The 26,021-nt window shown below is 69.4% G+C and carries 31 protein-coding genes; 23 read left to right on the top strand and 8 right to left on the bottom strand.

All coding sequences use genetic code 11. The features are described from left to right. Positions 1-3 precede the first annotated feature (3 nt). A complete protein-coding gene (locus tag ACFWIW_RS16875) occupies positions 4-771 on the bottom strand; it encodes an IclR family transcriptional regulator (protein ID WP_378369286.1) in 768 nt (255 codons plus the stop codon). A 41-nt stretch (positions 772-812) separates the two neighbouring features. Here ACFWIW_RS16875 and ACFWIW_RS16870 point away from each other — a divergent pair, with 41 nt between their 5' ends. Both ACFWIW_RS16870 and dmpG read left to right on the top strand, forming a co-directional pair. Further along, complete coding sequence (locus ACFWIW_RS16870; protein WP_378369285.1) at positions 813-1,715, top strand: acetaldehyde dehydrogenase (acetylating); 903 nt, start codon at positions 813-815, stop codon at positions 1,713-1,715. Then, the gene (gene dmpG / locus ACFWIW_RS16865) at positions 1,712-2,746 is read left to right on the top strand and encodes a 4-hydroxy-2-oxovalerate aldolase (RefSeq protein WP_378369284.1); all 1,035 of its coding nucleotides are present in this window, start codon (positions 1,712-1,714) and stop codon (positions 2,744-2,746) included. The genes ACFWIW_RS16870 and dmpG overlap by 4 nt, the downstream gene beginning before the upstream one ends. On the opposite strand, the gene ACFWIW_RS16860 is transcribed toward dmpG, so the two are convergent. Then, on the bottom strand, positions 2,737-3,330 hold the full coding sequence (locus ACFWIW_RS16860; RefSeq protein ID WP_378369283.1) for a TetR/AcrR family transcriptional regulator: 594 nt from the start codon (positions 3,328-3,330) through the stop codon (positions 2,737-2,739). The genes dmpG and ACFWIW_RS16860 overlap by 10 nt on opposite strands. 90 nt (positions 3,331-3,420) lie before the next feature. Here ACFWIW_RS16860 and ACFWIW_RS16855 point away from each other — a divergent pair, with 90 nt between their 5' ends. From ACFWIW_RS16855 to ACFWIW_RS16795, 13 genes are all read left to right on the top strand, one after another. Continuing rightward, positions 3,421-4,341 (top strand): oxygenase MpaB family protein, encoded by a 921-nt coding sequence (locus ACFWIW_RS16855; RefSeq protein WP_378369282.1) that lies wholly within the window; start codon positions 3,421-3,423, stop codon positions 4,339-4,341. 12 nt (positions 4,342-4,353) lie between these two features. Next, positions 4,354-5,379, top strand: a complete 1,026-nt coding sequence (locus tag ACFWIW_RS16850) for an LLM class F420-dependent oxidoreductase (RefSeq protein ID WP_378369281.1) — start codon at positions 4,354-4,356, stop codon at positions 5,377-5,379. Positions 5,380-5,761: 382 nt separating this feature from the next. Next, positions 5,762-7,777 carry a neutral/alkaline ceramidase gene (locus tag ACFWIW_RS16845; protein WP_378369280.1) on the top strand — a complete coding sequence of 672 codons (2,016 nt, stop codon included), beginning with the start codon at positions 5,762-5,764 and terminating at the stop codon, positions 7,775-7,777. A 17-nt stretch (positions 7,778-7,794) separates the two neighbouring features. Beyond that, a complete protein-coding gene (locus tag ACFWIW_RS16840; RefSeq protein WP_378369279.1) occupies positions 7,795-8,754 on the top strand; it encodes a sphingomyelin phosphodiesterase in 960 nt (319 codons plus the stop codon). A 34-nt stretch (positions 8,755-8,788) separates the two neighbouring features. Then, positions 8,789-10,093, top strand: a complete 1,305-nt coding sequence (locus ACFWIW_RS16835) for an MFS transporter (protein WP_378369278.1) — start codon at positions 8,789-8,791, stop codon at positions 10,091-10,093. Beyond that, entirely contained in the window at positions 10,090-11,493 is a 1,404-nt protein-coding gene (locus ACFWIW_RS16830) for a pyridoxal phosphate-dependent decarboxylase family protein (RefSeq protein WP_378369277.1), read from the top strand. Before ACFWIW_RS16835 ends, ACFWIW_RS16830 begins: the two co-directional genes overlap by 4 nt. Positions 11,494-11,644: 151 nt before the next feature. After that, positions 11,645-12,076 carry an SRPBCC domain-containing protein gene (locus ACFWIW_RS16825; protein WP_378369276.1) on the top strand — a complete coding sequence of 144 codons (432 nt, stop codon included), beginning with the start codon at positions 11,645-11,647 and terminating at the stop codon, positions 12,074-12,076. After that, entirely contained in the window at positions 12,066-12,401 is a 336-nt protein-coding gene (locus ACFWIW_RS16820; protein ID WP_378369275.1) for an ArsR/SmtB family transcription factor, read from the top strand. Before ACFWIW_RS16825 ends, ACFWIW_RS16820 begins: the two co-directional genes overlap by 11 nt. Next, the gene (locus ACFWIW_RS16815) at positions 12,398-12,847 is read left to right on the top strand and encodes an SRPBCC domain-containing protein (RefSeq protein WP_378369274.1); all 450 of its coding nucleotides are present in this window, start codon (positions 12,398-12,400) and stop codon (positions 12,845-12,847) included. Before ACFWIW_RS16820 ends, ACFWIW_RS16815 begins: the two co-directional genes overlap by 4 nt. Next, positions 12,844-13,536 carry a DUF899 domain-containing protein gene (locus tag ACFWIW_RS16810; protein ID WP_378369273.1) on the top strand — a complete coding sequence of 231 codons (693 nt, stop codon included), beginning with the start codon at positions 12,844-12,846 and terminating at the stop codon, positions 13,534-13,536. The genes ACFWIW_RS16815 and ACFWIW_RS16810 overlap by 4 nt, the downstream gene beginning before the upstream one ends. A 21-nt stretch (positions 13,537-13,557) precedes the next feature. Next, on the top strand, positions 13,558-14,973 hold the full coding sequence (locus tag ACFWIW_RS16805) for a class I adenylate-forming enzyme family protein (RefSeq protein WP_378369272.1): 1,416 nt from the start codon (positions 13,558-13,560) through the stop codon (positions 14,971-14,973). 51 nt (positions 14,974-15,024) lie between these two features. Continuing rightward, positions 15,025-15,876, top strand: a complete 852-nt coding sequence (locus ACFWIW_RS16800) for an LLM class flavin-dependent oxidoreductase (RefSeq protein WP_378369271.1) — start codon at positions 15,025-15,027, stop codon at positions 15,874-15,876. Between the two features lie 53 nt (positions 15,877-15,929). Continuing rightward, the gene (locus ACFWIW_RS16795) at positions 15,930-16,226 is read left to right on the top strand and encodes a hypothetical protein (RefSeq protein ID WP_125794207.1); all 297 of its coding nucleotides are present in this window, start codon (positions 15,930-15,932) and stop codon (positions 16,224-16,226) included. Between the two features lie 63 nt (positions 16,227-16,289). Here the strand turns inward: ACFWIW_RS16795 and ACFWIW_RS16790 are convergent, their stop codons facing one another. The 4 genes from ACFWIW_RS16790 to mrf are packed head-to-tail and all read right to left on the bottom strand — an operon-like array spanning position 16,290 to position 19,049. Then, complete coding sequence (locus ACFWIW_RS16790) at positions 16,290-17,387, bottom strand: GTP-binding protein (protein WP_378369270.1); 1,098 nt, start codon at positions 17,385-17,387, stop codon at positions 16,290-16,292. Then, complete coding sequence (gene rpmF, locus ACFWIW_RS16785; RefSeq protein WP_378369269.1) at positions 17,384-17,542, bottom strand: 50S ribosomal protein L32; 159 nt, start codon at positions 17,540-17,542, stop codon at positions 17,384-17,386. The genes ACFWIW_RS16790 and rpmF overlap by 4 nt, the downstream gene beginning before the upstream one ends. Then, positions 17,542-17,799 carry a type B 50S ribosomal protein L31 gene (locus ACFWIW_RS16780; RefSeq protein WP_378369268.1) on the bottom strand — a complete coding sequence of 86 codons (258 nt, stop codon included), beginning with the start codon at positions 17,797-17,799 and terminating at the stop codon, positions 17,542-17,544. Before ACFWIW_RS16780 ends, rpmF begins: the two co-directional genes overlap by 1 nt. Further along, positions 17,796-19,049, bottom strand: a complete 1,254-nt coding sequence (gene mrf, locus ACFWIW_RS16775; RefSeq protein ID WP_378369267.1) for a ribosome hibernation factor-recruiting GTPase MRF — start codon at positions 19,047-19,049, stop codon at positions 17,796-17,798. Before mrf ends, ACFWIW_RS16780 begins: the two co-directional genes overlap by 4 nt. Before the next feature lie 84 nt (positions 19,050-19,133). Between mrf and rpmB the strand changes: the two genes are divergently transcribed. The 6 genes from rpmB (at position 19,134) to cobA (ending at position 21,832) form a co-directional block, all read left to right on the top strand. Then, entirely contained in the window at positions 19,134-19,370 is a 237-nt protein-coding gene (rpmB, locus tag ACFWIW_RS16770) for a 50S ribosomal protein L28 (protein ID WP_005149951.1), read from the top strand. After that, complete coding sequence (gene rpmG, locus ACFWIW_RS16765; RefSeq protein WP_378369266.1) at positions 19,370-19,537, top strand: 50S ribosomal protein L33; 168 nt, start codon at positions 19,370-19,372, stop codon at positions 19,535-19,537. The genes rpmB and rpmG overlap by 1 nt, the downstream gene beginning before the upstream one ends. After that, complete coding sequence (gene rpsN, locus ACFWIW_RS16760; protein ID WP_378369265.1) at positions 19,537-19,842, top strand: 30S ribosomal protein S14; 306 nt, start codon at positions 19,537-19,539, stop codon at positions 19,840-19,842. Before rpmG ends, rpsN begins: the two co-directional genes overlap by 1 nt. Further along, positions 19,839-20,087, top strand: a complete 249-nt coding sequence (rpsR, locus tag ACFWIW_RS16755; protein ID WP_378369264.1) for a 30S ribosomal protein S18 — start codon at positions 19,839-19,841, stop codon at positions 20,085-20,087. Before rpsN ends, rpsR begins: the two co-directional genes overlap by 4 nt. Before the next feature lie 65 nt (positions 20,088-20,152). Beyond that, positions 20,153-20,560 carry an ankyrin repeat domain-containing protein gene (locus ACFWIW_RS16750; protein ID WP_378369263.1) on the top strand — a complete coding sequence of 136 codons (408 nt, stop codon included), beginning with the start codon at positions 20,153-20,155 and terminating at the stop codon, positions 20,558-20,560. Positions 20,561-20,614: 54 nt separating this feature from the next. Next, on the top strand, positions 20,615-21,832 hold the full coding sequence (gene cobA / locus ACFWIW_RS16745; RefSeq protein WP_378369262.1) for a uroporphyrinogen-III C-methyltransferase: 1,218 nt from the start codon (positions 20,615-20,617) through the stop codon (positions 21,830-21,832). Here the strand turns inward: cobA and ACFWIW_RS16740 are convergent. Together ACFWIW_RS16740 and ACFWIW_RS16735 are read right to left on the bottom strand one after the other, a co-directional pair. Then, the gene (locus tag ACFWIW_RS16740) at positions 21,820-22,374 is read right to left on the bottom strand and encodes a GNAT family N-acetyltransferase (RefSeq protein WP_378369261.1); all 555 of its coding nucleotides are present in this window, start codon (positions 22,372-22,374) and stop codon (positions 21,820-21,822) included. The two genes, cobA and ACFWIW_RS16740, sit on opposite strands and share 13 nt — an antisense overlap. Next, positions 22,364-23,251 (bottom strand): alpha/beta fold hydrolase, encoded by an 888-nt coding sequence (locus tag ACFWIW_RS16735; protein ID WP_378369260.1) that lies wholly within the window; start codon positions 23,249-23,251, stop codon positions 22,364-22,366. Before ACFWIW_RS16735 ends, ACFWIW_RS16740 begins: the two co-directional genes overlap by 11 nt. Positions 23,252-23,379: 128 nt before the next feature. On the opposite strand from ACFWIW_RS16735, the gene ACFWIW_RS16730 reads away from it, so the two are divergent. Both ACFWIW_RS16730 and ACFWIW_RS16725 read left to right on the top strand, forming a co-directional pair. Beyond that, positions 23,380-24,222: a crotonase/enoyl-CoA hydratase family protein gene (locus ACFWIW_RS16730; protein ID WP_378369259.1), complete on the top strand. Its 843-nt coding sequence runs from the start codon at positions 23,380-23,382 to the stop codon at positions 24,220-24,222. Between the two features lie 40 nt (positions 24,223-24,262). Then, the gene (locus ACFWIW_RS16725) at positions 24,263-25,966 is read left to right on the top strand and encodes an AMP-binding protein (protein WP_378369258.1); all 1,704 of its coding nucleotides are present in this window, start codon (positions 24,263-24,265) and stop codon (positions 25,964-25,966) included. Positions 25,967-26,021: the final 55 nt, after the last annotated feature.

Below are 26,021 nucleotides of genomic sequence, written 5' to 3'. Positions count from 1 at the left end.
GCCTCACAGGGTGCGGGAAAGTGCCAGAGCGGCGGTCCGCACCGCAGGTGCGACGCGGTTGGTGTGCATGCGATTCGCCCAGCCGGAGATCGACAACGCCGCCACCGCGACACCGTGCGCGTCGAGCAGCGGGCTCGCGGCGCAGACGACGCCGACGCCGGACTCCTCTCGTTCGAACGCGATTCCTTCACCGTGGATCTTGGCCAGCTGACGCCGCAACAGGCCGGCGGCGGTGATCGTCCGCACGCTGACGCGGGGCAGACCGGCGTCGATCACTTGTGTCACAACGGATTCCGGGGAGAAGGCGAGGATCGCCTTGCCGACGCCGGTGGCGTGCGCGGGGAACCGGCCGCCGATCCGGGATGGCAGCGACGGCGCGTCGGGCCCCCGCAGGATGTCGAGATAGACGACCTCGGTGCCTTCCAGGACCGCCAGGTGCACGGTGTTGCGGGTCGCCTCGCGCAGATCGGCGAGATACGGCCGCGCCGCCTCGACGAGCCCCCGGCGCCGGACCGCCAGCTGGCCGATCTCGAACAGCTTGAGCCCGAGCCGCAACGCCGCGCCCTCGCGTTCGAGCAGACCGGTCGCGACCAGATGCCCGGTGAGCCGGTGGACGGTCGATTTCGCCAGCCCGGTCCGCCGCGCCAGCTCGGAGACGCCGAGCGCGTCGTCGCCGGGGCGGAAGGCGGAGAGCAGCGCGGAGATCCGGGCGGCGACGAGGCCGTCCGCTCCGGTTCGTTCCGGGTCGTCGTTCCGCCCAGCGGCACGCATGGGTTGAGTGTGCCCTATCCGCTCGGGGAGCGTCACCTGGCATGGCGCAACGGAAAGCGGTGGCCGCGATCGTCGGTCCCGGGAACATCGGCACCGACCTGCTCGCGAAGCTGAGGCGCAGCGAGCACGTCGAGGTGCGGTACATGGTCGGCGTGGACCCGGACTCCGACGGGCTGGCCAAGGCCGCGGAACTGGGACTGGAGACCTCCGCCGGAGGTGTCGACTGGCTGCTGTCGCGGGACGAGCTGCCGGACCTGGTCTTCGAGGCGACTTCGGCGAAGGCGCATCTGGCGAACGCGCCGCGGTACGCCACCGCCGGGATCCGCGCGATCGACCTGACCCCGGCCGCGGTCGGCCCGTTCACCTGCCCCGCGGTGGGTCTGCCCGAACGGCTCGACGTGCCCAACGTCAACCTCATCACCTGCGGCGGCCAGGCCACGATCCCGATCGTGCACGCGGTGTCGCGGGTGACGCCGGTGCCCTACGCGGAGATCGTCGCGTCCGTCTCGTCGCGTTCGGCCGGGCCTGGCACGCGGGCGAACATCGACGAGTTCACCGCGACGACGGCACGCGGCATCGAACTGGTCGGGGGAGCGAGCCGCGGCAAGGCGATCATCATCATCAATCCGGTCGAACCGCCGATGATCATGCGCGACACCGTGTTCTGCGCGATCGACCCGGACGCGGACTTCGACGAGGTGAGCGAATCCATCCACCGGATGGTCGAGACCGTCCAGGGTTACGTGCCGGGTTACACGCTCAAAGCGGATCCGCAGTACGACCCGCCCCGGCCGGGGTGGAGCGGGCAGGCGCGGGTCGCGGTGTTCCTGGAGGTCGCCGGGAACGGGGACTTCCTGCCGAAGTACGCCGGGAACCTCGACATCATGACGGCCGCGGCCGCCCGCGTCGGCGATCTGCTGGCCACTCAGGAGGTGGCGGCATGAGCTGGGACGACGTGAACCGTGAGGTCCGGCTGGTCGACACGAGTCTGCGCGACGGCAGCCACGCGATGGCGCATCAGTTCACCGAGAAGAACGTGCGCGACACCGTCCGGGCGCTGGACGACGCCGGGGTCTCGCTGATCGAGGTCAGCCACGGCGACGGACTCGGCGGCTCGACGTTCAACTACGGCTTTTCCCTTGTGGACGAACGGAAACTGATCGAGGCGGCGGTCGACGAGGCACGGCACGCGAAGATCGCGGTGCTGCTGCTGCCGGGACTCGGCACGGTCGGCGACCTGCGGGTGGCCGCGGACCTCGGCGCCGGCGCGGTCCGGATCGCGACCCATTGCACCGAGGCCGACGTCTCGGTGCAGCATTTCGGCGCGGCGCGCGAGCTCGGGCTGGAGACGGTCGGTTTCCTGATGCTGTCCCATATGTCCACGCCCGAGGCGCTGGCCGAACAGGGCCGGATCATGGTGGACGCCGGGTGCCAGTGCGTCTACGTCGTCGACTCCGCCGGGGCGCTGATCCTGGAAGACGCCGGTGAACGCGTCGCCGCGCTGGTGGCGGAGTTCGGGGACGAGGCGCAGGTCGGTTACCACGGGCACCAGAACCTGAGCTTCGGCGTCGCGAACTCGGTACTCGCCTACCGGGCGGGCGCGCGGCAGATCGACGGTTCGCTCGTGGCGCTCGGCGCGGGCGCGGGCAATTCGCCGACCGAGGTCCTCGCGGCGACCTTCGAGCGGCTCGGGATCCGCACGGGCGTCGACAAGGACGTGCTGATGGACGCGGCGGAGAACGTCGTGAAGCCCTACATCACGCGGCTGCCGGTGATGGACCGGTCGTCGATCGTGCAGGGATTCGCCGGGGTGTACTCGAGTTTCCTGCTGCACGCCGAACGCGCGGCGGAACGCTACGGCGTCCCGGCGCACGAGATCCTCTACCGCGTCGGCGCCGCGAAGTACGTGGGCGGGCAGGAGGACATGATCATCGACATCGCCCTGCAGCTGGTCGCCGAACGCGGTCAGGGCTGACGGTCGGCGCCGAGCACGAGGCGGACGCAATGGTCGATCAGGCGCTCGCGGCTCACCTTGAGCGAGCCGTCGAGGTAGGCGATGAACACGTTGCTCAGCGCGCCCACCAGCCCGATCGAGGTCATCTGCCGTTCGGCCGCGTCGCCGTGGGACAGCTGTCCGCTGACCAGATCGGCGAACGAGGGGAGGAGCGCGATCCCGCGCGTGGTCAGCGCGGGATCGGTGATCGGCGCGAGCAGGAGAACGCGGCCCTTGCGCGGGTCGTCGAGCATCAATTCGACGAACGCGCGGACCGCGGCCTTCGCCCGTTCGGCGGGTTCGGCCGTGTCGCTGACCGCGTCGACCAGCGCCTGCCGCGCCTGCTCGCCGATATGCTCGTAGACCGCGACGACCAGTTCCTCGCGGTCGGCGAAGCTCTCGTAGAAATACCGCTCCGTCAGCTTGGCTTGGCGGCACACCGCGCGGACGCTCACCCCCGCGCTGCCCTGGGTGCCGAGCAGGTCGAGGCCCGCGTCGACCAGTTGTCCCCGCCTCGCGGCCTTGCGGTCGTCCAGGGTCGTGCCTGCCCAGCTCCGGCCGGCCATGATCGGCTCCTCTTGTTGACTACGGCCGTTGTCAACCTTAACCTGACAACAGTTGTGGTCAATTTAACCAGCTCACTGAGGAGACCGGGGATGACGCAGCCACGCCCGCTGGGACCGGATTCGCTGACCTGGAAGTACTTCGGCGACTGGCGCGGGCTGCTCATCGCGCTCTGGGCCGGATCCATGCAGAACATGCACCCCGAGCTGGGCGCGGGCGTCGAAGAGCACTCGCGGTTCTTCGAGGAACGCTGGCAGCGGCTGTTCCGTTCGCTGTACCCGATCGGGGGAGTGATCTACGACGGTCCGCGGGCGCGGCAGACCGCGCTGGAGGTGCGCGGCTACCACGATCGGATCAAGGGCGTCGACAAACACGGGCGGCGCTATCACGCGCTCAACCCGGACACCTTCTACTGGGCGCATTCGACGTTCTTCGTGAGCGCGATCCTCATCGCCGACAACTTCTGCGGCGGCATCGGCGAGGCCGAGAAGCGGAAACTGTTCGACGAGCACGTGCGGTGGTACGAGATGTACGGGATGAGCATGCGCCCGGTGCCGGAATCGTGGGAGGACTTCCAGCTGTACTGGAAGCGTATGTGCGAGGACGTCTTGGAGGACAACAAGGCGACCCGCGACGTCCTCGAGATCCAGGACATCGCCAAACCGCATTTCCTGCCCTGGCTGCCGGATTTCGCGTGGAACCTCGTGCGCGGGCAGGTGGCGCGGAACTTCGTCTGGCTGACGGTCGGGCTGTACGACCCGCCGATCCGCGAGCGGCTCGGCTACACCTGGACCGAACGCGACGAACGGCGGCACCGCCGCGTGGGGAAGCTGATCAACGCGGCGTTCAAGCTGGTCCCGCGCGATCGTCGCTACCACCCGCGCGCCAGGGCGGGCTGGCGCCGCGAGCGTGGCGAGCTGGCCCCGGACGCGCCGTTGGTCGAGACTCCCGCGAGGAACCTTCCGCCGCTTTCGGAGCGGGGCAAGCCCGAGCACTACTCACCGAACGTCTGACGAGGAGCCTCGATGAAGCTTGGTTACCACCTCGGTTACTGGTCCTCCGGCCCGCCCGAGGGCGCGCTGGACGCGATCCTGCGGGCCGAAGAACTCGGCTTCGATTCGGTGTGGACCGCCGAGGGTTACGGCTCGGACGCGTTCACCCCGCTCGCCTGGTGGGGCGCGTCGACCAGCCGGATCAAGCTCGGCACCAACATCGTCCAGATGTCGGCGCGCACCCCGACCGCCACCGCGATGCACGCGCTGACGCTGGATCATCTGTCCGGTGGCCGGTTCGTGCTCGGGCTCGGCGCGTCCGGGCCGCAGGTGGTCGAAGGCTGGTACGGGCAGCCGTATCCGAAACCGCTCGCCCGCACCCGCGAGTACGTCGACATCGTGCGGAAGGTCGTCGCGCGCGAGGCGCCGGTGACCCACGACGGGCAGCATTTCCAGCTTCCGTTGCAGGGCGGCACCGGGCTCGGCAAACCGTTGAAGTCCACAGTGCACCCGTTCCGCAAGGAGATCCCGATCTTCCTCGCCGCGGAGGGGCCGAAGAACGTGGCGCTGTCGGCGGAGATCTGCGACGGCTGGCTCCCGTTGTTCTTCTCGCCCAAGAGCGACGCCTTCTACCGGACGGCGTTGGAGGAAGGCTTCTCGCGGCCCGGCGCGCGGCGCGGTTTCGGCGACTTCGAGGTCGCCGCGTCCGTGCCGGTGCTCGTCCACGACGACGTCGAAGAGGCCGCGAGCTGGATCAAACCGTCGCTCGCGCTCTACATCGGCGGTATGGGCGCGAAATCGGTCAACTTCCACCACGACGTCTTCGCGCGGATGGGGTACGAGGACGTCGCCGACAAGGTGCAGGAGCTGTACCTGGCAGGCCGCAAGGACGAGGCGACGGCCGCGATCCCGACGTCGCTGGTTGAGGACACGTCGCTGATCGGTCCGCCGGAGAAGATCCGCGACGAACTCGCGGCGTGGGAGGAGACCGTGGTGACCACCCTGCTCCTGCGGGGCGATGCCGCGACGCTCACGAAAGTCGCGGAAACCCTCGCGTAGCCGCCCCGGTCTCGTGAGTGGCAAGGACGGTTAGAACCGCCCTTGCCACTCACGAGGAATCCTGTCGGAAATGATGTCGCGGAAGCCACTTTCGCGACGTCTGGTGTCCTGAAAGTGGCTTTCGCGTCACTTGGTGGGTGGCCGGCGGAGAGCGGCGGTCGTGGCCGGGTCCCTATCGCCGCTGGCGAGGCTCAGTGTCGTTCTGCTGAAGGGCGCTTTCACCGCATCACACGCGGTGAAAGCGCCCTTCGCCGCGTCAGATGCGAGGAAAGGCTCCTTCAGCCCCCCGGCCTTTCGTGGGTTGCGGCAGTGAGGTCGATCACGTACCGTCCCGGCCACGAACATGAAGTCGGTTCATGTTCGCGGCCTGGAGGTGCGACTCATGACGGTGAGCCGGAGGCGGGTTCTCGCGGGCGCGGCGGCGTTGCCCGTCGCGGCGAGCGTGCTCGGCGCCCAGCAGGGCCAAGCGGCGTCGGCGAAGGGTTTCCGCGTCGGCGTCGGCATCTCCGACGTCACCGGCCCGGCCGCCGAGAACGGCATGATGGGTTACTCGATGCCGCAGCAGCAGACCGCCGGCATCCACCTCCGCACCCGGGCGCGGGCCTTCGTGGTCGACGACGGGACCAAGCGGATCGCCTTCGTCACCGCCGACCTCGGCGCGCTGTTCCAGTCCGTCCACCAGGGCGTGCTGCGCAAGCTCCAGGCCGCGTACGGCGACCTGTACACCGAGCAGAACGTGCTTCTCAACGCCACGCACACCCACTCCGCCTGCGGCGGGGATTCCCATTACGCCGCCTACGATCTGGCGATCCTCGGCTTCCAGCAGCAGGTGTACGACGCGCACGTCGACGGGATCTTCGAGGCCATCACCCGGGCACACGCGAACCTCGCGCCCGGCTCGATCCGGCTAGGCCGGGCGGAGCTGACCGAGGCGAGCGTCAATCGCTCCCGCAAGGCCTTCGACCTGAACCCGCAGGCCGACAAGGACCATTTCCCGCAGGCGATCGACCCCGCCGTCACGGTGCTGCGGTTCAGCCAGAACGGCGCCGACGTCGGCGCGATCAGCTGGTTCGCCACGCACGGGACGTCGATGAGCAACGGCAACCACCTGATCAGCGGCGACAACAAGGGGTACGCCGCCTACGAGTGGGAGCACGACCACGCCGGCGTGCGCTACCTCGACGGGAACCCGCGGTTCGTCGCCGCGTTCCCGCAGACCAACACCGGCGACATGAGCCCGAACCTGAACCTCGAACCCGGTACGCCCGAAACCGAGTTCGAGAACACCCGCACCATCGGCGATCTCCAGTTCCGCGCGGCGAAGAGCGCCTTCGACGCCGCGGCCGAAGCCGTGACGGGCGGCGTCGACCACCGGATGTGCTACGTGGACATGTCCGACGTGGCCGTCGACGCGAAGTACACCCCGAACGGGCGGCCGCAGCGCACCTGCACGGCCGCGATCGGGGTCTCGATGCTGGCGGGCAGCCGCGAGGACGGCCCCGGCCTGCCGCTCCCGGAAGGGGTGAAGAACCCGTTCATCGACTGGCTCGGCGGTATCGACGCGCCCATCCCGCAGGCATTGGCCGACGCGCACGCGCCGAAGGTGATCGCGGTGCCGTTCGGCGCGATGAAGCCGTATCCGTGGACGCCTGAGGTCCTGCCACTGCAACTCGTCCGGATCGGGCAGCTGCACCTCGTGGCCGTCCCGGCCGAACTGACCATCGTCGCCGGGCTCCGGTTGCGCCGGACCGTCGCCGCCGAACTCGGTGTCCCGCTGGAGAACGTGCTCATCCAGGGCTACTCCAACGCCTACAGCCAGTACGTCACCACGCCGGAGGAGTACGACTCGCAGCAGTACGAAGGCGCGTCGACCCTCTATGGCCGCTACACGCTTCCCGCGTACCAGCAGGAATTCGCGAAACTCGCGGCGGCGATGAAGGCGGGGACATCGGTCCCGCACGGGCCGACGCCGCGGGATCTGCGCGGCAAGCTGATCAACTTCCAGCCCGGCGTCGTCTTCGACAGCCCGCCCGCGTTCAAGAACTTCGGTGACGTCCTGACCGACGCGAAAAGCACCTACGCGCGCGGCGAACAGGTCGCGGTCGAGTTCGTGACCGGGCATCCGAAGAACGACCTCCGGCGCGGCGGCACGTTCCTGGAGATCCAGCGGCTGGTCGACGGCAAGTGGGTCCGCCATGCCGACGACGGCGACTGGGACACGAAGTACCACTGGGCGCGGACGTTCGTCGCCGAATCGAAAGCCGTCGTCCACTGGAAGATCCCCGCGAACGCCCCGATCGGCAAATATCGCGTGGTCCACTTCGGCGACTGGAAGAACGGCTGGAACGGGGCGATCTCCGCGTTCAGCGGGACTTCTCGGACGTTCGTCGTCTCCTGACACCGGAAGGGTCTTTCGTGCGGAAGCTCGCCGTACTCGCCATCGCCGCCGCCTTGTTCGCCGGAACCGCCGTCCCCGCCCAAGCGGCGGTCTCGGTGAAGGTCATGGCGTTCAACATCTGGCAGCTGCCCTGGATCGCCAGCCCGAACACCTCGGACAAACAAGCGCGGGCTCGCGCGGCGGAGGCCGTCATCCGCGCGACCGACGCCGACGTCGTCGTCCTGGACGAGGCCTTCAGCGCCCAGGCGGAGGAAATGCGGAACCGGCTGAAGGACGTCTGGCCGCATCAGACCCCGCTCGTCGGCCAGTACTGTTCCACCTCGCCGGGCTGGAACTCGGTGAACGGCAATTGCTCGAATTCCCCGATCGTGGTCAACGGCGGGGTCACCGTGCTCAGCAAGGCGCCGGTGACCGAACAGCACCAGCTGGTGTTCCGCAATTCCCACTCCGGCACCGCGGACTACCTGTCCAACAAGGGCGCCGCGCTCGCGCGCCTGGTCGTCGCCGGGAAGCCGGTCTGGATCGCGGGCACCCATATGCAGGCCGACGAGGGCCCGGAGACACTGCCGAAGGCGCACGACGTCCGGATGGCGCAGCTCGGTGAGATCCGGGACCTGGTCACGAAATACGCCCCAGCCCACGAACCGGTCGTCATCGCCGGCGACCTGAACATCGAGTACTGGGCGGGACAGACGCGCAAGGATTCCCTCGGCAGGACCCAGGTTCAGCAGGGCGAGGCGTTCCTCGACGGCGTTCTCCGCACGACCGGCGAAGGCGCGTACACCTTCGACGCGGCGACGAACCCGAATGCGGCGAAGTCCGTTCCGGCGACCTACCGCGACTCGCTGGACTACGTCGGCGCCGTGCGCGCGGGCGGCCGTCCACTCGCCGCTGTCGGCCCGGTACAGCTCGTGCATTACGACGGTGGCACGATTCCTTCCGACCACTACCCGGTGGTGGCCAAGATCCAATACTGAGGCCTTCATCGGGAGAACCGCCTCGAGGAGGATCATGGCATCGCTGCCAGCACGGACGAGGTACCGCTACTCGCTCGGCTCGTTCGTCACCGGCGCCTTCGGCACGGTTCCCGGCCTGCTCCTCCTGAAGTACCTCACCGACACGATGGGCGTCGCGGCGGGCGTGGCCGGCCTGATCGTCTTCGTTCCCAAAGCGTGGGACGTGCTCTTCAACCCGATCGCGGGACGGCTGTCGGACGCGGACATGGTCCGCACCGGGAGCCGCCGCCGGTTCCTGCTCTACGGCGGCATCGGTGTCGCGGTGCTTTTCGCGGCCCTGTTCGCGCACCCGGGCTTCGGCGGCCCCGTGCCCGACGCGATCTACGTCGTCGTCGTGTTCCTGTTGTGCGCCACGGCGTACGCCTTCTTCCAGGTGCCGTTCAACGCGCTGCCCGCCGAGCTGACGGACTCGGCCGAAGAGCGCACGAAGCTGACCAGCGTCCGGATCGGCTTCCTCGCGGTCGCCATCCTGGTCTCCGGCGGCGGCGCGCCCGCGATCACGGACCTCGTCGGCGGTGTCACCGGCTACCGGGTCATGGGCCTGTTCATCGCCGTGGTCATCCTGCTCGCGACCCTCGGCGTGTACTTCGGGCTCAAGGACGCTCCCGTCGGCGCGCTGCGGCCGAACACGGTGAGCCCGCGCGAGCTGCTCCGGACACTGGCGCAGTGGAGGCCGTTCCGCTGGCTGCTCGGCGTCTACTTCATCCAGGCGCTCGGTATCGGCACGGTGCTGGCCGCGATCCCGTTCTTCGCCGAACGGATCCTCGGCAGCTCCGGCTACTCGACGGTGCTCTTCGTCGGTTTCGTCGGTCCGGCACTGCTGACCATGCCGCTGTGGCCGAAACTCGGGGCGAGCGTCGGGAAACTGGCCGGGTTCCGGATCGCCACCGCCGCGTTCGGGGTCGGCCTGCTCGGCCTTCTCGGCGCCGAGGTGCTCCCGTTCGCCGTCACGATGGTGTTCGTCGCCTTCTGCGGGGTCGGGTACGCGGGGATCTCGGTGTTCCCGCTGGCGATCCTGCCGGATCTGATCAGCGACGAGGAGGAGCGGACCGGCGAGACCAGGGCCGGGGTCGCGGCCGGGGTATGGACCGCGTCCGAGACGCTGGGGCTCGCGCTCGGACCGGGGCTCTGGGGACTGGTGCTGCAGTTCGGCGGCTACCAGTCCAGTCTCGACGCCAAGGCCGCGCAGCCGGACAGCGCGCTCACCGCGATCCTGCTCGGCGCGTCGATCCTGCCGGCCGTGCTGATCGTGCTCGGTATCCCGCTGCTGCGTAAATCGGTGCTGGAGCGCCGCGCGTGACCGCCGAAGACGTCCTTGAGGAACTGCGGGAACTACGCACGGGGGACTTGCCGACGCACGGAGGCCGGACGCTCGCGTACGTCTACGACAGCGGTCTGTCCGAAGTGGACGAACTCGGCGCGGCGGCGCACGCGCTGGCCTCGTCGGCCAACGGGCTCGACCCGACGGCGTTCCCGAGCCTGCTGCGGATGGAGAACGATCTCGTCGGCACCGCCGCCCGGTTGCTGGGCGGGACGGCGGAGACGGCCGGATCGGTGACCTCGGGCGGCACGGAGTCGTGCATGCTCGCCGTCCTGGCCGCCCGGGACGCGCGTCCGGACGTGGCTTCGCCGAACATCGTGCTGCCCACGACCGCACACGCCGCGTTCCACAAGGCGGCGCATTTCTTCGGTGTGCGCGTGGTTTCGGTGCCGGTAGATCCGGTGAGCTTCCGCGCCGTCCCAGAGGCGATGGCCGCCGCGGTCGACGACGGCACAGTGCTCGTCGTCGCGAGCGCGCCGTCGTACGCCCACGGCGTCCTCGACCCGATCCCGGAGATCGCCGCGCTGCTGGACGGCGTCCGGTTCCACGTCGACGCCTGCATCGGCGGCTGGGTGCTGCCGTATCTGGGGCTCGGCCCGTTCGGCTTCGACATCCCCGGCGTCACCAGCGTTTCGGTGGACCTGCACAAGTACGCGTACTGCCCGAAAGGCGTGTCGGTTCTCTTGCACGCCAACGCGGACCTTCGCCGGCCGCAGTACTTCGCCAGCGCGGACTGGCCCGGCTACACGATGCTGAACACCACGCTGCAGAGCACGCGGTCCGGTGGTCCGCTCGCCGCGGCGTGGGCCGTCGTGCGTCATGTCGGCGAAGAGGGTTACCGGAAGCTGGCTTCGGCGGCGCGTGAGGCGGCGGTGGAGATCCGTACCGGGATCGAGGCGCTGGACGGGTTGCGGGTCCTCGGCGATCCGGTGTCGACCCTGCTCGCGTTCACCGTGGCGGACGGGGCCGGGTTCGATCTGTTCACCGTCGCGGACGAGATGCGTGAGCGTGGCTGGTACGTCCAGCCGCAGTTCGCCCACGAGTCGTCGCCGGCGAACCTGCACCTGACCGTGACGGCCGCGAACAGGGGGAGCGAAAAGGACTTCCTGGCCGATCTCGCCGCTTCGGTCGCGGCCGCCCGGGAGGCCGGGCCGGTCGTCGTCGATCCGCGGGTGGCGGAGTTCGTCGCCGCGCTGGATCCCGCGACGCTGACGCCGGAGCAGTTCGCCGGGTTGCTGGCCGCCGCGGGGCTCGGCGGTGCGGACGGGCTGCCCACCCGGATGGCGGAGATCAACGCGCTGCTGGCCACGGCGCCCGGTCCGTTGCGGGAGCGGCTGCTGCTCGAGTTCCTCGGCGCGCTGTACACGGCCTCGCCCTGAGGGGGTAGGGCCTGAGTGACGGGTTGTGAAAGCCACTTTCGCAACCTCCAACGTTGCGAAAGTGGCTTTCGCGTCATCGACGCTTGACGCAATCAGCCGGTTGCTATACAAAGTTATAGCAACCGATTGATTGCTACTTGAGGAGGCCGTCGTGGGATTCCCCGACCGGATCGAACGCACCGTCGAGATCGCCCATCCGCCCGCGAAGGTCTGGGCCGCGCTGACCACGGCCGAGGGCCTCGGCACCTGGTTCGGCAACCAGGCCAGCATCGACCTGCGGCCCGGTGGTGAGGCGGAGATGAAATGGGACGAGGGGCACAAGGCGAACATGCGCGTGGAGCGGGTCGAAGAGCCGGAGGTCTTCGGCTTCACCTGGAACATCTACGGCCTGCCCGACGACGACCCGCGTCGTACCTACGTCGAGTTCACCCTCGCCCCGAACGGCGAAGGCACGCGGCTCACGGTCGTCGAGACCGGTTTCTCCCAGCTGCCGGACGACGTCCACCAGGTCGCGTTCGAGGGGAACACGAAGGGGTGGGCGGCCGAGCTGGGCGAACTGATCGAATACCTCGATGCCGCCTGACATCGAAGCGATCGCCGAACAGGTCTTCGTCGCGTTGGCCGACCCGAGCAGGCGGAGCATCCTCGCCACGCTCGCCTCGGGCGGCCCCGCCACGGCGACCGACCTGGCCGAGCGGCTGCCGATCACGCGGCAGGCCATCGCCAAGCACCTCGCCCTGCTCACCGACGCCGGCCTGGTGACCCCGGAACAGGGGGAGCGGCGCCGCGTCCGGTATCGCCTGCACTCGGCCCCGATGCAGGTGGCCCAGCAGTTCCTCGCCGCGCTCGCCCGCGATTGGGACGGGCCGCTCGCGGCTCTGAAAGACCATCTGGAGGGAACATCATGAGCTTCACGACGAGTTTCACCGTGGACCAGACGCCGCAGGAGGTCTTCGACGCCTTCACCGACGCCCGCCGGTGGTGGTCGGAAGAGATCGAGTACACCGGCGACGAATTCGAGTACCACTACGAAGAGGTCCACCGCTGCCGGATCCGGATCACCGAGTCCGTACCGGGCCGCAAGGTCTCCTGGCTGGTCCTGGAAAACCACTTCGACTTCACCCGCGACGACACCGAATGGGTCGGCACCACGATCACGTTCGAGATCGAGGAGAAGGACGGCAAGACCGAAGCGCGGTTCACCCATCACGGGCTTGTCCCGGAGTACGAATGCTTCGACGTCTGCCACAAGGCGTGGACGTTCTACGTCGGCACCAGCCTGCGGGACCTGATCACCACGGGCGAGGGGCAGCCGAACCGGCAGAGCGTGCTGCCCGCGGAGCTGGCCCGATGAACACGGTGTCCGCGGCCGAATGGGAGGAAGCGCGCCTTCGGTTGCTGGTGAAGGAAAAGGAGCTGACCCGAGCCCGCGACGCGCTCGCGGCCGAGCGGCGGCGGATGCCGTGGCTCGCGGTGGAGAAGCCGTACGAGTTCGAAGGCCCGTCCGGGAAGGTGAACCTGCTCGACCTGTTCGAGGGACGCCGTCAGCTGATCGTCTACCGGGCCTTCTTCGATCCCGGCGTGGAGGGTTTCCCCGACCACGCCTGCAAAGGCTGTTCGCTGGTGGCCGACCAGGTCGCGCACGTCGCGCATCTGAACGCCCGCGACACCACACTGGCCTTCGCCTCGCGAGGCACGCAGCCGGACATCGCGCGGCTGAAGACCCGGATGGGCTGGACGATGCCGTGGTACACGATCACCGGCGACTTCGACGTCGACTTCGGCGTCGATGAATGGCACGGCACCAACGCCTTCATCCGCGAGGGTGACCAGGTGTTCCGGACGTATTTCGTCAACGATCGCGGCGACGAGACGATGGGGAGCACCTGGAGCTACCTCGACATCACCGCGCTGGGACGGCAGGAGGAGTGGGAGGACTCGCCGGAGGGCTATCCGCAGACGCCGCCGTACGAGTGGTGGAACTGGCACGACGCTTACGGGGATTCCGCTTCGTCCGGTGGCGGGTGCTGCTCGGGTTCGTGAGCCTGGGCTAGGGTCCGGCCGGTGGAGAGTCTGTTTCTGACCCGGGTGCTGGACGCGCTTCGTTCGGGTGGCGACGAGGTGCTGTTCGTCCAGGACGGCGTCGAGACCGGCTACGGGCAGGCGCTCGAACTCCTGCGCCGGATGTACGCGGGGCTGCCGGAGGGCGGGGTGGTCGCCATCGACGCCGGCAACCGGCCCGAAACCGTCCTCCTGCAGATCGCCGCCCTCCTGCGGGGTTCGACGGTCCTGCTCGTCGCCGCGTCGGCGAGTTCGCCGGATCGGCTCGCCGCGGTCGAAGCGGCCGGGGTCACGACCCTGGTGGCCGAGCAGGCGGCGGACTGGCCTGACGGCGACGCGAGGGTGACCATCCTCGACGAACTGGTGGACCGCGAGGGTGCCGACCCGGCGACGTTGCCGGAGTCGGTCACCGTCGTCTTCCCCACCGGTGGCACCACCGGAACGCCGAAACTCATCCGGCACAGCGGGATCTACGACGGGATGGCCCATATCTTCGCGCCTGATCCGGCGGGGCCGGGACGCACCCTGCTGATCGCGCCGATGACGCATATGACCGGCAACGCCACCGTGCTGGGGGCGATCCTGCGGCGGGAAAGTGTGGTGCTGCTGCGGGGTTTCGACGCGGGCGACGTACTGGCCGCGATCGAGGAACGCCGGATCACCACGTTGTCCCTCACCCCCGCGCGGCTGGCCGCGGTGCTCGATCATCCGGCCATGACGTCGCGCGACGTCGGCAGTGTGCGCGGGCTTTCGCTGGGGGCCGCCCCGCTTCCGCCACGGCGGCTGGCCCAGGCGCTCGACGTGTTCGGGCCCGTGGTCGGCCAGGGATACGGGCTCACCGAGGCGCCGATGATCGCGAGCATCTCCGCGGCGGAGCTCGACGGGCGGCCGGAACGGCTCGAGTCCGTGGGCCGGATCGTCCCGGGCATGGAGGCCCGGATCGACGACGGGGAGGTCCTGGTGCGCGGACTGTCCATGATGGACGGCTACCACGGGTCGGCGCCGATCGGGGACGGCTGGTTGCGGACCGGTGATCTCGGGCGGTTCGACGACGAGGGTTACCTCTATCTGCTGGACCGGGCGAACGACGTCATCATCACCGGTGAGCACGGCACCAAGGTGTACTCGACGGTGGTCGAGAACGCGCTCACCCGGCATCCGCTGATCCGCTCCGCGGCCGTGTTCGGCGTGCCGGGCGACGGCGGCGAGGGCGAGCGGGTCCACGCCGTGGTGGTCGCCTCGGGAGCGCTGTCGGCCGAAGATGTCCGTGCGCACGCCAGGGAGTTCTTCGGACGCGAGCATTTCGTACCGTCCGATGTGGACTTCGCCGAGGCGCTGCCGCTGACCGCGATCGGCAAGGTCGACAAGCGGGCGCTCCGGGAGCCGTTCTGGGCCGGGCACCGCCGCCACATCGCCTGACCGTGATCCGCGCCTTGACCTCCAGCCAAGTGGAGGTCGCAGGATGGGCTCATGAAACTGGGTGTGATCCTCCCGTCCGGCGACCTCCGTGTCTCCGCCCGGCAGGCCGAGGACGCGGGCCTCGACAGTGTGTTCCTCGGCGACCACCTGATGACCGGCCGTCCCTCGCTCGACAGCACGGTCGGGCTGGCGGTCGCCGCCGCGGTCACGACCCGGATCCGGATCGGGCTGAGCGTTTTCGTCCCGGCGATGCGGCCGTTGGCGTGGGCGGCCAAGCAGATCGCGACGCTGCAGCAGGTGTCTGGCGAACGGCTGATCCTCGGCATCGGCTCGGGCGGGGGAGAGGCCCAGTTCGCCGCGGCCGGGGTACCGTTCGGCGAACGCGGCCCCCGCACCAACCAGGCGCTCCGCCTGTTGCCGGAGCTACTGGCGGGCAACGAGGTGCGGATCGGCGATGCCGTCGTCGCCTTGGCGCCCGCGGTGGCGGTTCCGCCGATCTGGGTGGGCAATCGGGGACGGCTCGTGCTCCAGCGCGTCGCCGAACACGGCACCGGGTGGTTCCCGTCGCTCCTGCCGCCGGACGCGGTCGCCGGCGGACGGCGACGGCTGACGGATCTCGGCCTCGCGAATCCGGTGATCGCGGTCGGCGCCACCGGCGCGCTGGGCGAAGGCGCGGACCTGCCGACGGCGGCGGATCTGGCGTCAGGGATCACCGGCACCTATGGGATGCCGCTCGACCAGGCGCTCTCCTTGCCGCTGACCGGTTCCGCCGAGGCCGTCGCCGAACGGCTGGCGGCGTACCGGGACGCGGGAGCGGCCCACATCGTCGTCGGGCTGGCGGGCCCGCGCTGGGCCGACCAGGTGCGGGCACTCGGTCGGGTGAGAGCGCTGCTGGGGCCGTAGACCGGTGCTACGGTCCGCCTGATCAGGCATTTCCGATCAGGAAGGACCCGGTGATGACCGCCGCGCACACCGAACACGCCGGCCATACGCACGCTCACGGCGAAGGATGCGGCCACGTCGCCGTACCCCACGGCGACCACGTCGACTACGTGCACGACGGTCACCTGCACCGCGCGCACGACGGGCATTTCGACGAGTGCGAAACCGGCGACCACATCCCGCACCAGGGTCACGACCACGCGCACGGCGAGGGCTGTGGCCATGTCGCCGTGCCGCACGGCGACCATGTCGACTACCTGCACGACGGCCACCGCCACGCCGCGCACGGGGACCACTACGACGACCACTGACCCTCGTCCTCGTGAGTGGTAAGGACGGTTAGAACCGTCCTTACCACTCACGAGGCGCACTGCTCAGTGGACGTGCACCGCTTCCCACGCCGGGAACGGGTCCGCACCGGCGGGATCGGTGGCCAGGCACGACCGGAGCGAGTCCAGCAGAGCGTCCTTCTCCAGTCCCACGCCGATGAACACCAGTTCCTGACGCGGCGCCTCCTCGACGCCCTGCGGCTCGAACCGGGCGACCGAACCAGCCTGCGACCACAACCCGGTCACCCCAGGTCGCGACGCCAGCGAGAAGAACCCCTTCGACCGCAGGACCGTCCCGAACTCCCCGGTGTCGAGCCGCCCGACGAAGTCCCACAGCCGCTCGGCGTCGAAAGCGAGCGCGGCGCGGAAGACGACGCTGGAGATCCCGTACTCCTCCGTCTCCGGAACGTGATCGCCGTTGAGCTCCGCCACCCAGCCAGGTGCTTCCTGTGCCCGCTCGACGTCGTAGCGTCCGGTGCCGAGCACCCGGTCGAGCGGGATCCGGCCGTGCGTCGAAACGACGACGTCGGCGGCCGGGATGAGCCGCCGCAGCACCGCCGTCAGCCGGTCGAGCGAACCGGCCGGGACCAGGTCCGCCTTGTTGAGCAGGAGGACGTCCGCGAACTCGATCTGGTCCATCAGCAGGTCGCTGACCGTCCGCTCGTCCCCGTCGTACTGGTCCAGCCCGCGTTCGGTCAGCGCGTCCCCGGCCGCCAGTTCCCGTTCGAAGTTGACCGCGTCGACCACGGTCACCATCGTGTCGAGCCGCGCGGAGTCCAGCAGGGTCGCGCCGTCCTCACGGGCGAAGGAGAACGTCGCCGCCACGGGCATCGGCTCGGAGATCCCGCTCGACTCGATGAGCAGATAGTCGAACCGCCCGTCCTCGCACAGCCGCGAGACCTCCTCCAAGAGGTCGTCGCGCAAGGTGCAGCAGATGCAGCCGTTGGTCATCTCGACGAGCCGTTCCTCGGTGCGGGACAGGCTGTTCCCGTCCCGCACCAGCGCGGCGTCGATGTTGACCTCGCTCATGTCGTTCACGATCACCGCCACCCGCAGCCCGTCGCGGTTGGCGAGGACGTGGTTGAGCACGGTCGTCTTGCCCGCGCCGAGGAATCCGGACAGCACCGTGACCGGCGTCGTCACGCCCCATCCTGATGAAAGTGCTTCATGAGCTTGCGCGGCACGAGCTTCGTTTCGCCGTTCACCTTGATCGGCACCAGATCCGGCACGGCCGCCTTCCACTGCGAACGACGGGACCGGGTGTTGCTGCGCGACATCTTCCGCTTCGGGACGGCCATTACTTCGACCCTCCGCGCCGTCCGTAGCGACGGTGGAACTTCTCGACCTGTCCGGCGCTGTCCATGATCCGCTGGTTACCGGTCCAGAACGGATGCGACCACGAGCTGATCTCGACGTTCACCAGCGGGTAGGTGTTGCCGTCGCTCCACTCGATGGTCTGGTCCGAGGTGGCGGTGGAGCGGGTCAGGAAGGCGTCCCCGGTGGAGAGGTCCTTGAACACCACAGGGTGGTAGTCGGGGTGGATTCCCGGTTTCACTGCGTTTCGTCCTTTCGGTTCGACGCGTTCACGTCGTGCTTCTCGGGGTCGGTTTCCGTGTCCTCGCACGGTTCTTCGTGCCACTCGCCGAACGGATCCGGGTAGCGGAGCCATTCCCGCTCCCCGGCGGCGAGTTCCTCTTCGGTCAGCAGCGCCCCGTTCAGTGCGGACTCGATCTCGTCCGGTGTGGCCTGATCGGTGACGACGACCAGTTCCTGCGCGCGGTCGCCGAACAGCGGGTCCCAGCGCAGGGAGGCGAGGGTGCGTCGTTCGGGGGAGACGGCGGCCCAGTCCGGACCGTCCGGGGCGGCGAGCCACGGCCCGGCGTGCCCGACGCCGAGGCCGCCGCCGGCGGATTCGATCCACAGCGCCATATCCGGCTGGCTCGCCACCCAGAGCCGTCCCCGGGTGCGGACGACGCCGTCGAGCAGGACGTCGATCGCGTCGTGGAGGCGCTCCGGGTGGAACGGGCGCTGCGAGGTGAAGGTGAGCAGCCCGATCCCGCAGTCGGTGTGCAACGGCGGCTGGCCGCGCAGCAGCGGGCCGTGCATGTCGGTGACCTCGCCGCGCCGGGCATCGGAAGGTACGGCGTCGAGCACGGTCTTCCCGTCCACGGAGGACAGCTCGACGCGGGGGATCGATGGCGCGACCCGGTCGAGCACGGCCGAGGCCTTCGCCGCGGTCCAGGCGTCGGTCGCCGCGCCGGAGAGCACGAGCAGATCGGCGAATTCGACCTGGGACAGCGCGACCTGCGCGACGGTGCGCTCGTCCTCGGGGCTGGCCAGCAGGTTCCGCTCGGCCAGCGTGTCGTCGCCGGTGCTGTCGGCGAGCCAGCCCGCGCAGTCGACGACGGTCAGCACGGCCCGCAGGTCGACGTCCTCGATCACCGGCCGCTCGCCGACGAGGACGTTGTGCAGCGCCCAGCTGACCGGCTCGGGTTCCATCGCCTCGTCGAGCCGCACCACGATCCGCCGCACCTGCGGCATCTGGGAGAGCTTGCGCAGCAACGGCAACAGGTCTTCGCGCAGCGTGCACGACACGCAGCCGTGCGCCAGTTCGAGCACCGTCAGCTGGTCGCGGTCGCCGAGCCGGATCCGCCGCCGGACCACTCCGGAGTGAATCTGCCTCAGGTCGTGGTGCACGACGGCGGTGCCGGGTTCGGCGAGGCGCAGCCGCTCGGCGAGGTCGGCGTTCGGTCCCGGTGCGAGGCCACTGATCAGGACGAGGGGCACGCGGGGGTTGTCGGTCACTGAAGCTCCGGGGCGTCGAGGGCGTTCTGGTTCGGCTGTGTAGAGTAAATGAAAACGACAACCGATATCAACTCGGGAGGGTGTATGTCCGCCGTGTGCCAGGTCACCGGCCGCAAACCGGGCTACGGGAAGCAGGTGTCGCATTCGCATCGGCGCACGTCCCGGCGCTGGGAACCGAATCTGCAGGCCAAGCGGTACTTCGTGCCGAGCGAAGGGCGCTGGGTCCGGCTGCGGGTCTCGGTGAAGGGCATGAAGACCATCGACAAGCGGGGGATCGAGGCCGTCGTGGCCGAGCTCCGCGCGAAAGGGGTGAAGCTCTGATGGCCAAGAGCACCGACATCCGGCCGGTCATCAAGCTCCGCTCGACCGCGGGCACCGGCTACACCTACGTCACCAAGAAGAACCGCCGGAACGACCCGGACCGCATGGTGCTGCGCAAATACGACCCGATCGCGCGCAAGCACGTCGAGTTCAAGGAGGAGCGCTGATGGCCAAGAAGTCGAAGATCGCCAAGAACGAGCAGCGCAAGGTGATCGCCGCCCGCTACGTCGAACGTCGTCGCGAGCTGAAGGCCACCATCGCCTCGCCTTCCTCGTCGCCGGAGGAGAAGGCGGCCGCGGTGTCGGCCCTGCAGGCGATGCCGCGGGACGCCAGCGCGACGCGGATCCGCAATCGCGACACCGCGGACGGCCGTCCTCGCGGTTACCTGCGGAAGTTCGGTCTCTCGCGGGTCCGGATGCGGCAGATGGCGCACAACGGCGAACTGCCCGGCGTCACGAAGTCGAGCTGGTGAGCGCGATGGGCAAGCCGAACCGCGACCGTCCCCACAAGCGCAAGACCAACCTGTTGCACGCCAACAAGATCACCGAGGTCGACTGGAAGGACGTCGACCTGCTGCGGAAGTTCATCTCCGACCGCGGCAAGATCCGCGCCCGCCGGGTCACCGGGCTGACCCCCCAGCAGCAGAAACAGGTCGCCACGGCGATCAAGAACGCCCGTGAGATGGCGTTGCTGCCCTATCCCAACGCGGGGCGCTGACGCCGCCGGTCCGGGCGGTGCGACGCGCCGCCCGGACCGCGTCCGGTGTGGAAGAATCGGGCGCCATGACGGAGAACCCCGGACAGGCCGAGGAATTCGATCCCGAACTGCTGGAGTTGTGGGCCAAGGTGTTCGGCTACGCCCGCTCGGGCGCGACGGCCGAACTCGCCGCGTACGTCGACGCCGGGATCTCGGCGAACCTGACCAACGACCGGGGCGACACGCTGGTCATGCTCGCCGCCTACCACGGTCATGCCGAGACCGTCGCGGCGTTGATCGAGCGCGGCGCCGACCCGAACCGCGAGAACGACCGCGGCCAGAGCCCGCTCGCCGGGGCGGTCTTCAAGAACGAGCCCAAGGTCGTGAAGGAGCTCCTGAAGGGCGGCGCGGACGCGACGGCGGGGGAGCCGTCGGCGATCGACGCGGCCAGGATGTTCGGCAACACCGAGCTGCTGAAGCTGCTCGAGCGCTGAGGCGGTTCTCACTCGGATCGCGGTCCGGGGCTCTGAATCCTTACACTGCCCCGCATGGATGACCCGCATTACCTCTCCGGCCTCGACCTGGCCGGCCGTCGTGTCGTGATGATCGGTGGCGGGACGGTCGCCCAGCGCCGTCTGCCGCGGTTGATCAGCGCCGGCGCGCGGGTCGAACTGGTCTCGCCGCACACCACACCGTCGGTCAGTGCCATGGCCGACGCCGGCGAGATCGTCTGGCACGAACGCCGCTACGCCGACGGCGACCTCGCCGACGCCTGGTACGCGCTGGCGTGCACGAACGATCCCGAGGTCAACGCCGCCGTCTGCGCCGAGGCCGAACGCGCGCGGGTGTTCTGCGTCCGCGCCGACGACGGCGACCTCGGCAGCGCGGTCACGCCGGCTTCCGGCAGGCACGGCGGGCTGCTGGTCGGCGTCCTCTCCGGCGGTGAGCCGCTGCGGTCGGCCACCGTCCGGGACAGCGTTCTCGACGGCCTCCGCGCGGGCACCGTCGCCGACGGCCGCGTCCCCGACGCGCACGACGAGCTCCCGGGCGTCGCCCTCGTGGGCGGTGGCCCCGGGGATCCGGAACTGATCACCGTCCGCGGCCGCCGTCTCCTCGCCCGGGCCGACGTCGTCGTCGCTGACCGGCTGGCCCCGCGCGAACTGCTCGACGAACTCGCGCCCCACGTCGAGATCGTCGACGCCGCGAAGATCCCGTACGGCCGCGCCGCCAGCCAGGACGTGATCAACTCCACCCTGATCGAGCGGGCCAAGGCCGGGAAATTCGTCGTGCGGCTCAAGGGCGGCGACCCGTACCTGTTCGGCCGAGGCTTCGAAGAGGTCCTCGCCTGCGCCGAAGCGGGCATCCCGGTGACGATGGTCCCCGGCATCACGAGCGCGTTCTCCGTCCCCGCCGCGGCGGACGTCCCGGTGACGCATCGCGGCGTCGCGCACGAGGTCGTCGTGGTGTCCGGTCACGTCGCGCCGGACGACGAGAAGTCGCTGGTGGACTGGGATCTGCTGGCGAAGATGCGCGGCACGATCGTGCTGATGATGGGCGTCGAGCGGCTCCCGCTGTTCGCCAAGGCGCTCCAGGCGGGGCGGCCGGGCGACACGCCGGTGGCGATCGTCGAGGACGGCACCATGCGCACGCAGCGGGTGCTCCGCTCCACTTTGGACAAGGTGGTCGAGGACGCGGCGGCGGCCGGGGTGCGCCCGCCCGCGGTGATCGTCTTCGGCCCGGTGGCGGGGCTGGCTCAGCCTTCGTAGCCGACGTCTGAGACGTAGAACCAGTCGGTCCCGTCGTCGCCGGGGGTGTCGAGGTGTTCCGCGCGGACCAGCCCGGCTCGCAGCGCCACCCGCTGCGACGCGACGTTCTCCGGCCGGACGCGGGCGATCACGAGGTCGTCCGGCCGGTGGGCACGGGCCCAGTCCACCGCGGCGGTGGCGGCCTCGCCGGCGTACCCGTAACCCCAGGACGCGGGGAACAAGCGGTAGAAGAGGTTCAGGACCGGGCGGCGCCGGAAACCGACGATCTTCACCCCGCAGAATCCCAGTGTCTCCGCCGAGTCGTGGCGCCGGATCGTCCAGTACCCGAAGCCGTACCGGTTCCACTGGTGTGACCAGCGGAGCAGCAGCAGCTCGGCCTCCTTACGCGTGTCCAGGAGATCCGAAGGATTGTGCGCGCAGGCCTCGGGATCGGTGTGGAGGGCGAAGATCGCGTCGAGGTCTTCGGGCACCGGTCGGCGCAGGACCAGCCGCCCGGTCCGCAGTTCTTCCGAGCCGCGGACCGGCGCCGGGTCAACGGTCATGACAGCGCGCGGAGAAGTCGGCGATGGTGTCGGTCAGGCGGGTGGGGTCGAAGCGGAGCTCGACCGGGCTGCGGGCCTGGACGAACTCCGCCGCCGGCATGTCCGCGGCCAGCGTGTCCGCGTCGCCGAAGGGATGGATCGGGTCCCGCTCGTGCCCGATGACCAGCGCCGGGCTCTCGATCTTGCACCGGATCGACTTGGGCGGCGCGATCCGCCCGAAGAGCACGCCGTGCAGGAGCGCCGCCATCGGCGCGGGCTGCTGGGACAGCGTGTCGGTGACGACGTCGACCCACTGGTTGCCGTGCGGCACGAGTTTCGCCGCCAGCGCCACCCCCTGCACGGTCACCGGCAGGAACCGGGCGGCCATGAGCAGCGGCGCGAAGGTGATCAGCCCGGCGACGATCGCGTTGTCCAGCACGGGCATCTCGACGACCAGGCCGAGCGCCCGCTCGGGCGCGGCGACGCCCACTTCGAGCGCGACGTTGGCGCCCAGGGAGGTCCCGCCGATGACGGCGGCGTCGATCTCCAGGTGGTCGAGCAGCGCGACGGTCTGCTCCGCGAACGCGGGCATCGAGTACAGCCACGAGTCGGTGGGGCGGTCCGAATCGCCGTGCCCGAGCAGGTCGAGCGTCACCGCCCGGAAACCGGCGCGGGCCAGCCTGCGGGCGAGCGGGGCGTGCATCCGCCTCGTCAGCATGATGCCGTGGGTGAGCACGACCACCCGGTCGCCGGAGCCGAACTCGGTGTAGGCGAGCCGATGACCCTCATGGGTGAAGGATCCCGACAGTTCGATCGGCCGGGAGGATCGTTCCCGTCGCCGTCCGGGGGTCGGTGCGGGCAGGTCGGCGACCGCGGTGGCACTGCTGGCCGGGCTCATCTCCCACCGTCCTTCGTCGATCGTCGGTACTCACCGGTAGTACTCGCTGCTACCAGGAAAGCATCTCAGGCGCGGCCGGGCACAGTGGCCGTTGGCAGCCTGTCAATCACATGAGTCAAGATGACCCCATGACCGCTACAGCTGACAGTCTTCCCGATCTCGTTTCGCTCAAGGTGGAGATCGACGGGCACGTCGCCGAAGTGACGCTGCTCGGTCCGTCCAAGGGCAACGCGATGGGCCCCGATTTCTGGCGCGAGCTGCCGATCGTCTTCCGCGCGCTCGACGCGGACCCGCAGGTCAGGGCGGTCGTGCTGACCGGGAGCGGCAAGCACTTCTCCTACGGGCTCGACCTGCCCGCCATGATGCCCAGCTGGGGCGAAATGCTCGGCGGCGACGCGCTCGCGGGCCCGCGGACGAAGTTCCTCGACGAGGTCAAGACCCTCCAGGCGAGTGTCTCCTCGATCGCGGAATGCCGCAAACCGGTCATCGCGGCCATTTCCGGCTGGTGCATCGGCGGCGGCGTCGACGTGATCGCGGCCGCGGACATCCGCCTGGCGAGCGCCGACGCGAAGTTCAGCGTGCGTGAGGTCAAGGTCGCGATCGTGGCCGACCTCGGCAGCCTCCAGCGGCTCGCGCCGATCATCGGCGAGGGGCACCTGCGCGAACTGGCGCTCACCGGCAAGGACATCGACGCCGCCCGTGCCGAGAAGATCGGCCTGGTCAACGACGTCCACGCGGATCAGGAGACCCTGCTGACCGAAGCCCGCAAGCTGGCGGCGGAGATCGCCACGAACCCGCCGCTGGTCGTGCAGGGCACCAAGAACGTCCTCTCGGCCAACACCGAACGTCAGGTCGCGGACGGCCTGCGGTATGTCTCGGCCTGGAACGCGGCCTTCCTGCCCAGCAAGGACCTCGGCGAGGCCGTGCAGGCCTTCCTCGAGCGCCGCGCGCCCGAGTTCAAGGGAGAGTAGAAAGAACCGGCGGCCCAACCAGCGGACCAGGAGGACGATCGTGAGCGCTTCGGAGGCATACCGCACGTTCCGCGAGGCACGGGACTATCTGCAGGCCCATCGCGAGGACTACGAAACCGCCTATCGGGACTTCACCTGGCCCCAGCCCGCCGAGTTCAACTGGGCACTGGACTGGTTCGACGTCGTCGCGGCCGATCCGGCCAATCAGGACCGGTACGCGCTGTGGATCGTCGAAGAGGACGGCATCGAGAACCGCTGGACCTACCCGGAGATGGCTCGGCGGTCCAACCAGGTCGCGAACTGGCTCCGCTCGCTCGGCGTGGCCAGGGGCGACCGGCTGATCCTGATGCTGGGCAACCAGGGCGAGCTGTGGCAGACGATCCTCGCCGCGATCAAACTGGGCGCCGTCATCATCCCGGCCTCGACCCTGCTCGGCCCGGCGGACCTCACCGACCGGGTCGAGCGGGGCGCGGCGAAACACGTCGTGATCCGATCCGTCGACGCGCACAAGTTCGAGAACGTCGAGGGCGACTACACGCGCATCGCCGTCGGTGAGCCCGTCGAGGGCTGGCGGTCCTTTGTGGACGCCTACGAGGAAGTGGACACCTTCACCCCCGACGGCCCGACGGCGGCGGAAGACCCGCTCCTGCTGTACTTCACCTCGGGGACCACGGCGAAGCCGAAACTGGTGCAGCACACGCAGGTCTCGTACCCGATCGGCCATCTGTCCACAATGTACTGGATCGGCCTGGAACCGGGCGACGTCCACCTCAACATCTCCTCGCCGGGCTGGGCGAAACACGCGTGGAGCAACGTCTTCGCGCCGTGGAACGCCGAGGCGACGGTGTTCCTCTACAACTACGCGCGGTTCGACGCCGTCTCGCTGATGGCGCAGATGGAACGGTGCGGGATCACCAGTTTCTGTGCCCCGCCGACGGTGTGGCGGATGCTCATCCAAGCGGATCTGACCGTACTGAAGACGCCGCCGCGCAAGGTGGTCGGCGCGGGCGAACCGCTCAACCCCGAAGTGATCGACCAGGTCGAAAAGGCTTGGGGCGTCACGATCCGCGACGGTTTCGGGCAGACGGAGAGCAGCGTCCAGATCGCCAACACGCCCGGACAGGACGTCGTGCCCGGGTCGATGGGCCGCCCGCTGCCCGGGTTCACCGTGGCGCTCGTGGACCCCGTGACGGGGGAGCGCGCGCAGGAGGGCGAGATCTGCCTCGACCTCGCCAAGCGGCCGGTCGGGCTGATGGCCGGATACGCCGACGACGAGGAACGCTCCGCCGCGGCCTTCGCGAACGGCTTCTACCACACCGGGGACGTCGGTTCGATCGACGAACGCGGCTACATCACCTACGTGGGCCGGACCGACGACGTCTTCAAGGCGTCGGACTACCGGATCTCGCCGTTCGAGCTGGAAAGTGTCCTGCTCGAACACGAGGCGGTCGCCGAAGCGGCGGTCGTCCCGGCGCCGGACCCGATCCGGCTCGCGGTGCCGAAGGCGTACGTCGTCCTGACGAACGGGCACGAGCCCACGGCCGACACCGCGGTGTCCATCCTGGCCTTCTGCCGGGAACATCTGGCCCCGTACAAGCGAATCCGGCGCCTGGAGTTCACCGACCTGCCGAAGACGATCTCCGGCAAGATCCGCCGCGTCGAACTGCGCGGACGCGAGAACGAGGCCTCCGAACGGCCGGCGGGGGAGTTCCGCGAGGAGGACTTCCCGCAACTGAAGGGCTGACGCCCCGTGGCCTCGTGAGTGGTAAGGACGGTTAGAACCGTCCTCGCCACTCACG

Origin of the sequence: Amycolatopsis sp. NPDC058340, assembly GCF_042723975.1 — a bacterium.
Taxonomy (GTDB): Bacteria; Actinomycetota; Actinomycetes; order Mycobacteriales; family Pseudonocardiaceae; genus Amycolatopsis.
Note: the sequence above shows the minus strand (reverse complement) of the source record. Positions and strands in the feature narration are given on the sequence as shown.

Coding starts and splice junctions, on each gene's coding strand:
- ACFWIW_RS16875 (WP_378369286.1), bottom strand. CDS start 771: ATGCGTGCCGCTGGGCGGAACGACGACCCGGAACGAACCGGAGCGGAC.
- ACFWIW_RS16870 (WP_378369285.1), top strand. CDS start 813: ATGGCGCAACGGAAAGCGGTGGCCGCGATCGTCGGTCCCGGGAACATC.
- dmpG (WP_378369284.1), top strand. CDS start 1,712: ATGAGCTGGGACGACGTGAACCGTGAGGTCCGGCTGGTCGACACGAGT.
- ACFWIW_RS16860 (WP_378369283.1), bottom strand. CDS start 3,330: ATGGCCGGCCGGAGCTGGGCAGGCACGACCCTGGACGACCGCAAGGCC.
- ACFWIW_RS16855 (WP_378369282.1), top strand. CDS start 3,421: ATGACGCAGCCACGCCCGCTGGGACCGGATTCGCTGACCTGGAAGTAC.
- ACFWIW_RS16850 (WP_378369281.1), top strand. CDS start 4,354: ATGAAGCTTGGTTACCACCTCGGTTACTGGTCCTCCGGCCCGCCCGAG.
- ACFWIW_RS16845 (WP_378369280.1), top strand. CDS start 5,762: ATGACGGTGAGCCGGAGGCGGGTTCTCGCGGGCGCGGCGGCGTTGCCC.
- ACFWIW_RS16835 (WP_378369278.1), top strand. CDS start 8,789: ATGGCATCGCTGCCAGCACGGACGAGGTACCGCTACTCGCTCGGCTCG.
- ACFWIW_RS16820 (WP_378369275.1), top strand. CDS start 12,066: ATGCCGCCTGACATCGAAGCGATCGCCGAACAGGTCTTCGTCGCGTTG.
- ACFWIW_RS16815 (WP_378369274.1), top strand. CDS start 12,398: ATGAGCTTCACGACGAGTTTCACCGTGGACCAGACGCCGCAGGAGGTC.
- ACFWIW_RS16810 (WP_378369273.1), top strand. CDS start 12,844: ATGAACACGGTGTCCGCGGCCGAATGGGAGGAAGCGCGCCTTCGGTTG.
- ACFWIW_RS16800 (WP_378369271.1), top strand. CDS start 15,025: ATGAAACTGGGTGTGATCCTCCCGTCCGGCGACCTCCGTGTCTCCGCC.
- ACFWIW_RS16795 (WP_125794207.1), top strand. CDS start 15,930: ATGACCGCCGCGCACACCGAACACGCCGGCCATACGCACGCTCACGGC.
- rpmF (WP_378369269.1), bottom strand. CDS start 17,542: ATGGCCGTCCCGAAGCGGAAGATGTCGCGCAGCAACACCCGGTCCCGT.
- rpmB (WP_005149951.1), top strand. CDS start 19,134: ATGTCCGCCGTGTGCCAGGTCACCGGCCGCAAACCGGGCTACGGGAAG.
- rpmG (WP_378369266.1), top strand. CDS start 19,370: ATGGCCAAGAGCACCGACATCCGGCCGGTCATCAAGCTCCGCTCGACC.
- rpsN (WP_378369265.1), top strand. CDS start 19,537: ATGGCCAAGAAGTCGAAGATCGCCAAGAACGAGCAGCGCAAGGTGATC.
- ACFWIW_RS16750 (WP_378369263.1), top strand. CDS start 20,153: ATGACGGAGAACCCCGGACAGGCCGAGGAATTCGATCCCGAACTGCTG.
- cobA (WP_378369262.1), top strand. CDS start 20,615: ATGGATGACCCGCATTACCTCTCCGGCCTCGACCTGGCCGGCCGTCGT.
- ACFWIW_RS16740 (WP_378369261.1), bottom strand. CDS start 22,374: ATGACCGTTGACCCGGCGCCGGTCCGCGGCTCGGAAGAACTGCGGACC.
- ACFWIW_RS16735 (WP_378369260.1), bottom strand. CDS start 23,251: ATGAGCCCGGCCAGCAGTGCCACCGCGGTCGCCGACCTGCCCGCACCG.
- ACFWIW_RS16730 (WP_378369259.1), top strand. CDS start 23,380: ATGACCGCTACAGCTGACAGTCTTCCCGATCTCGTTTCGCTCAAGGTG.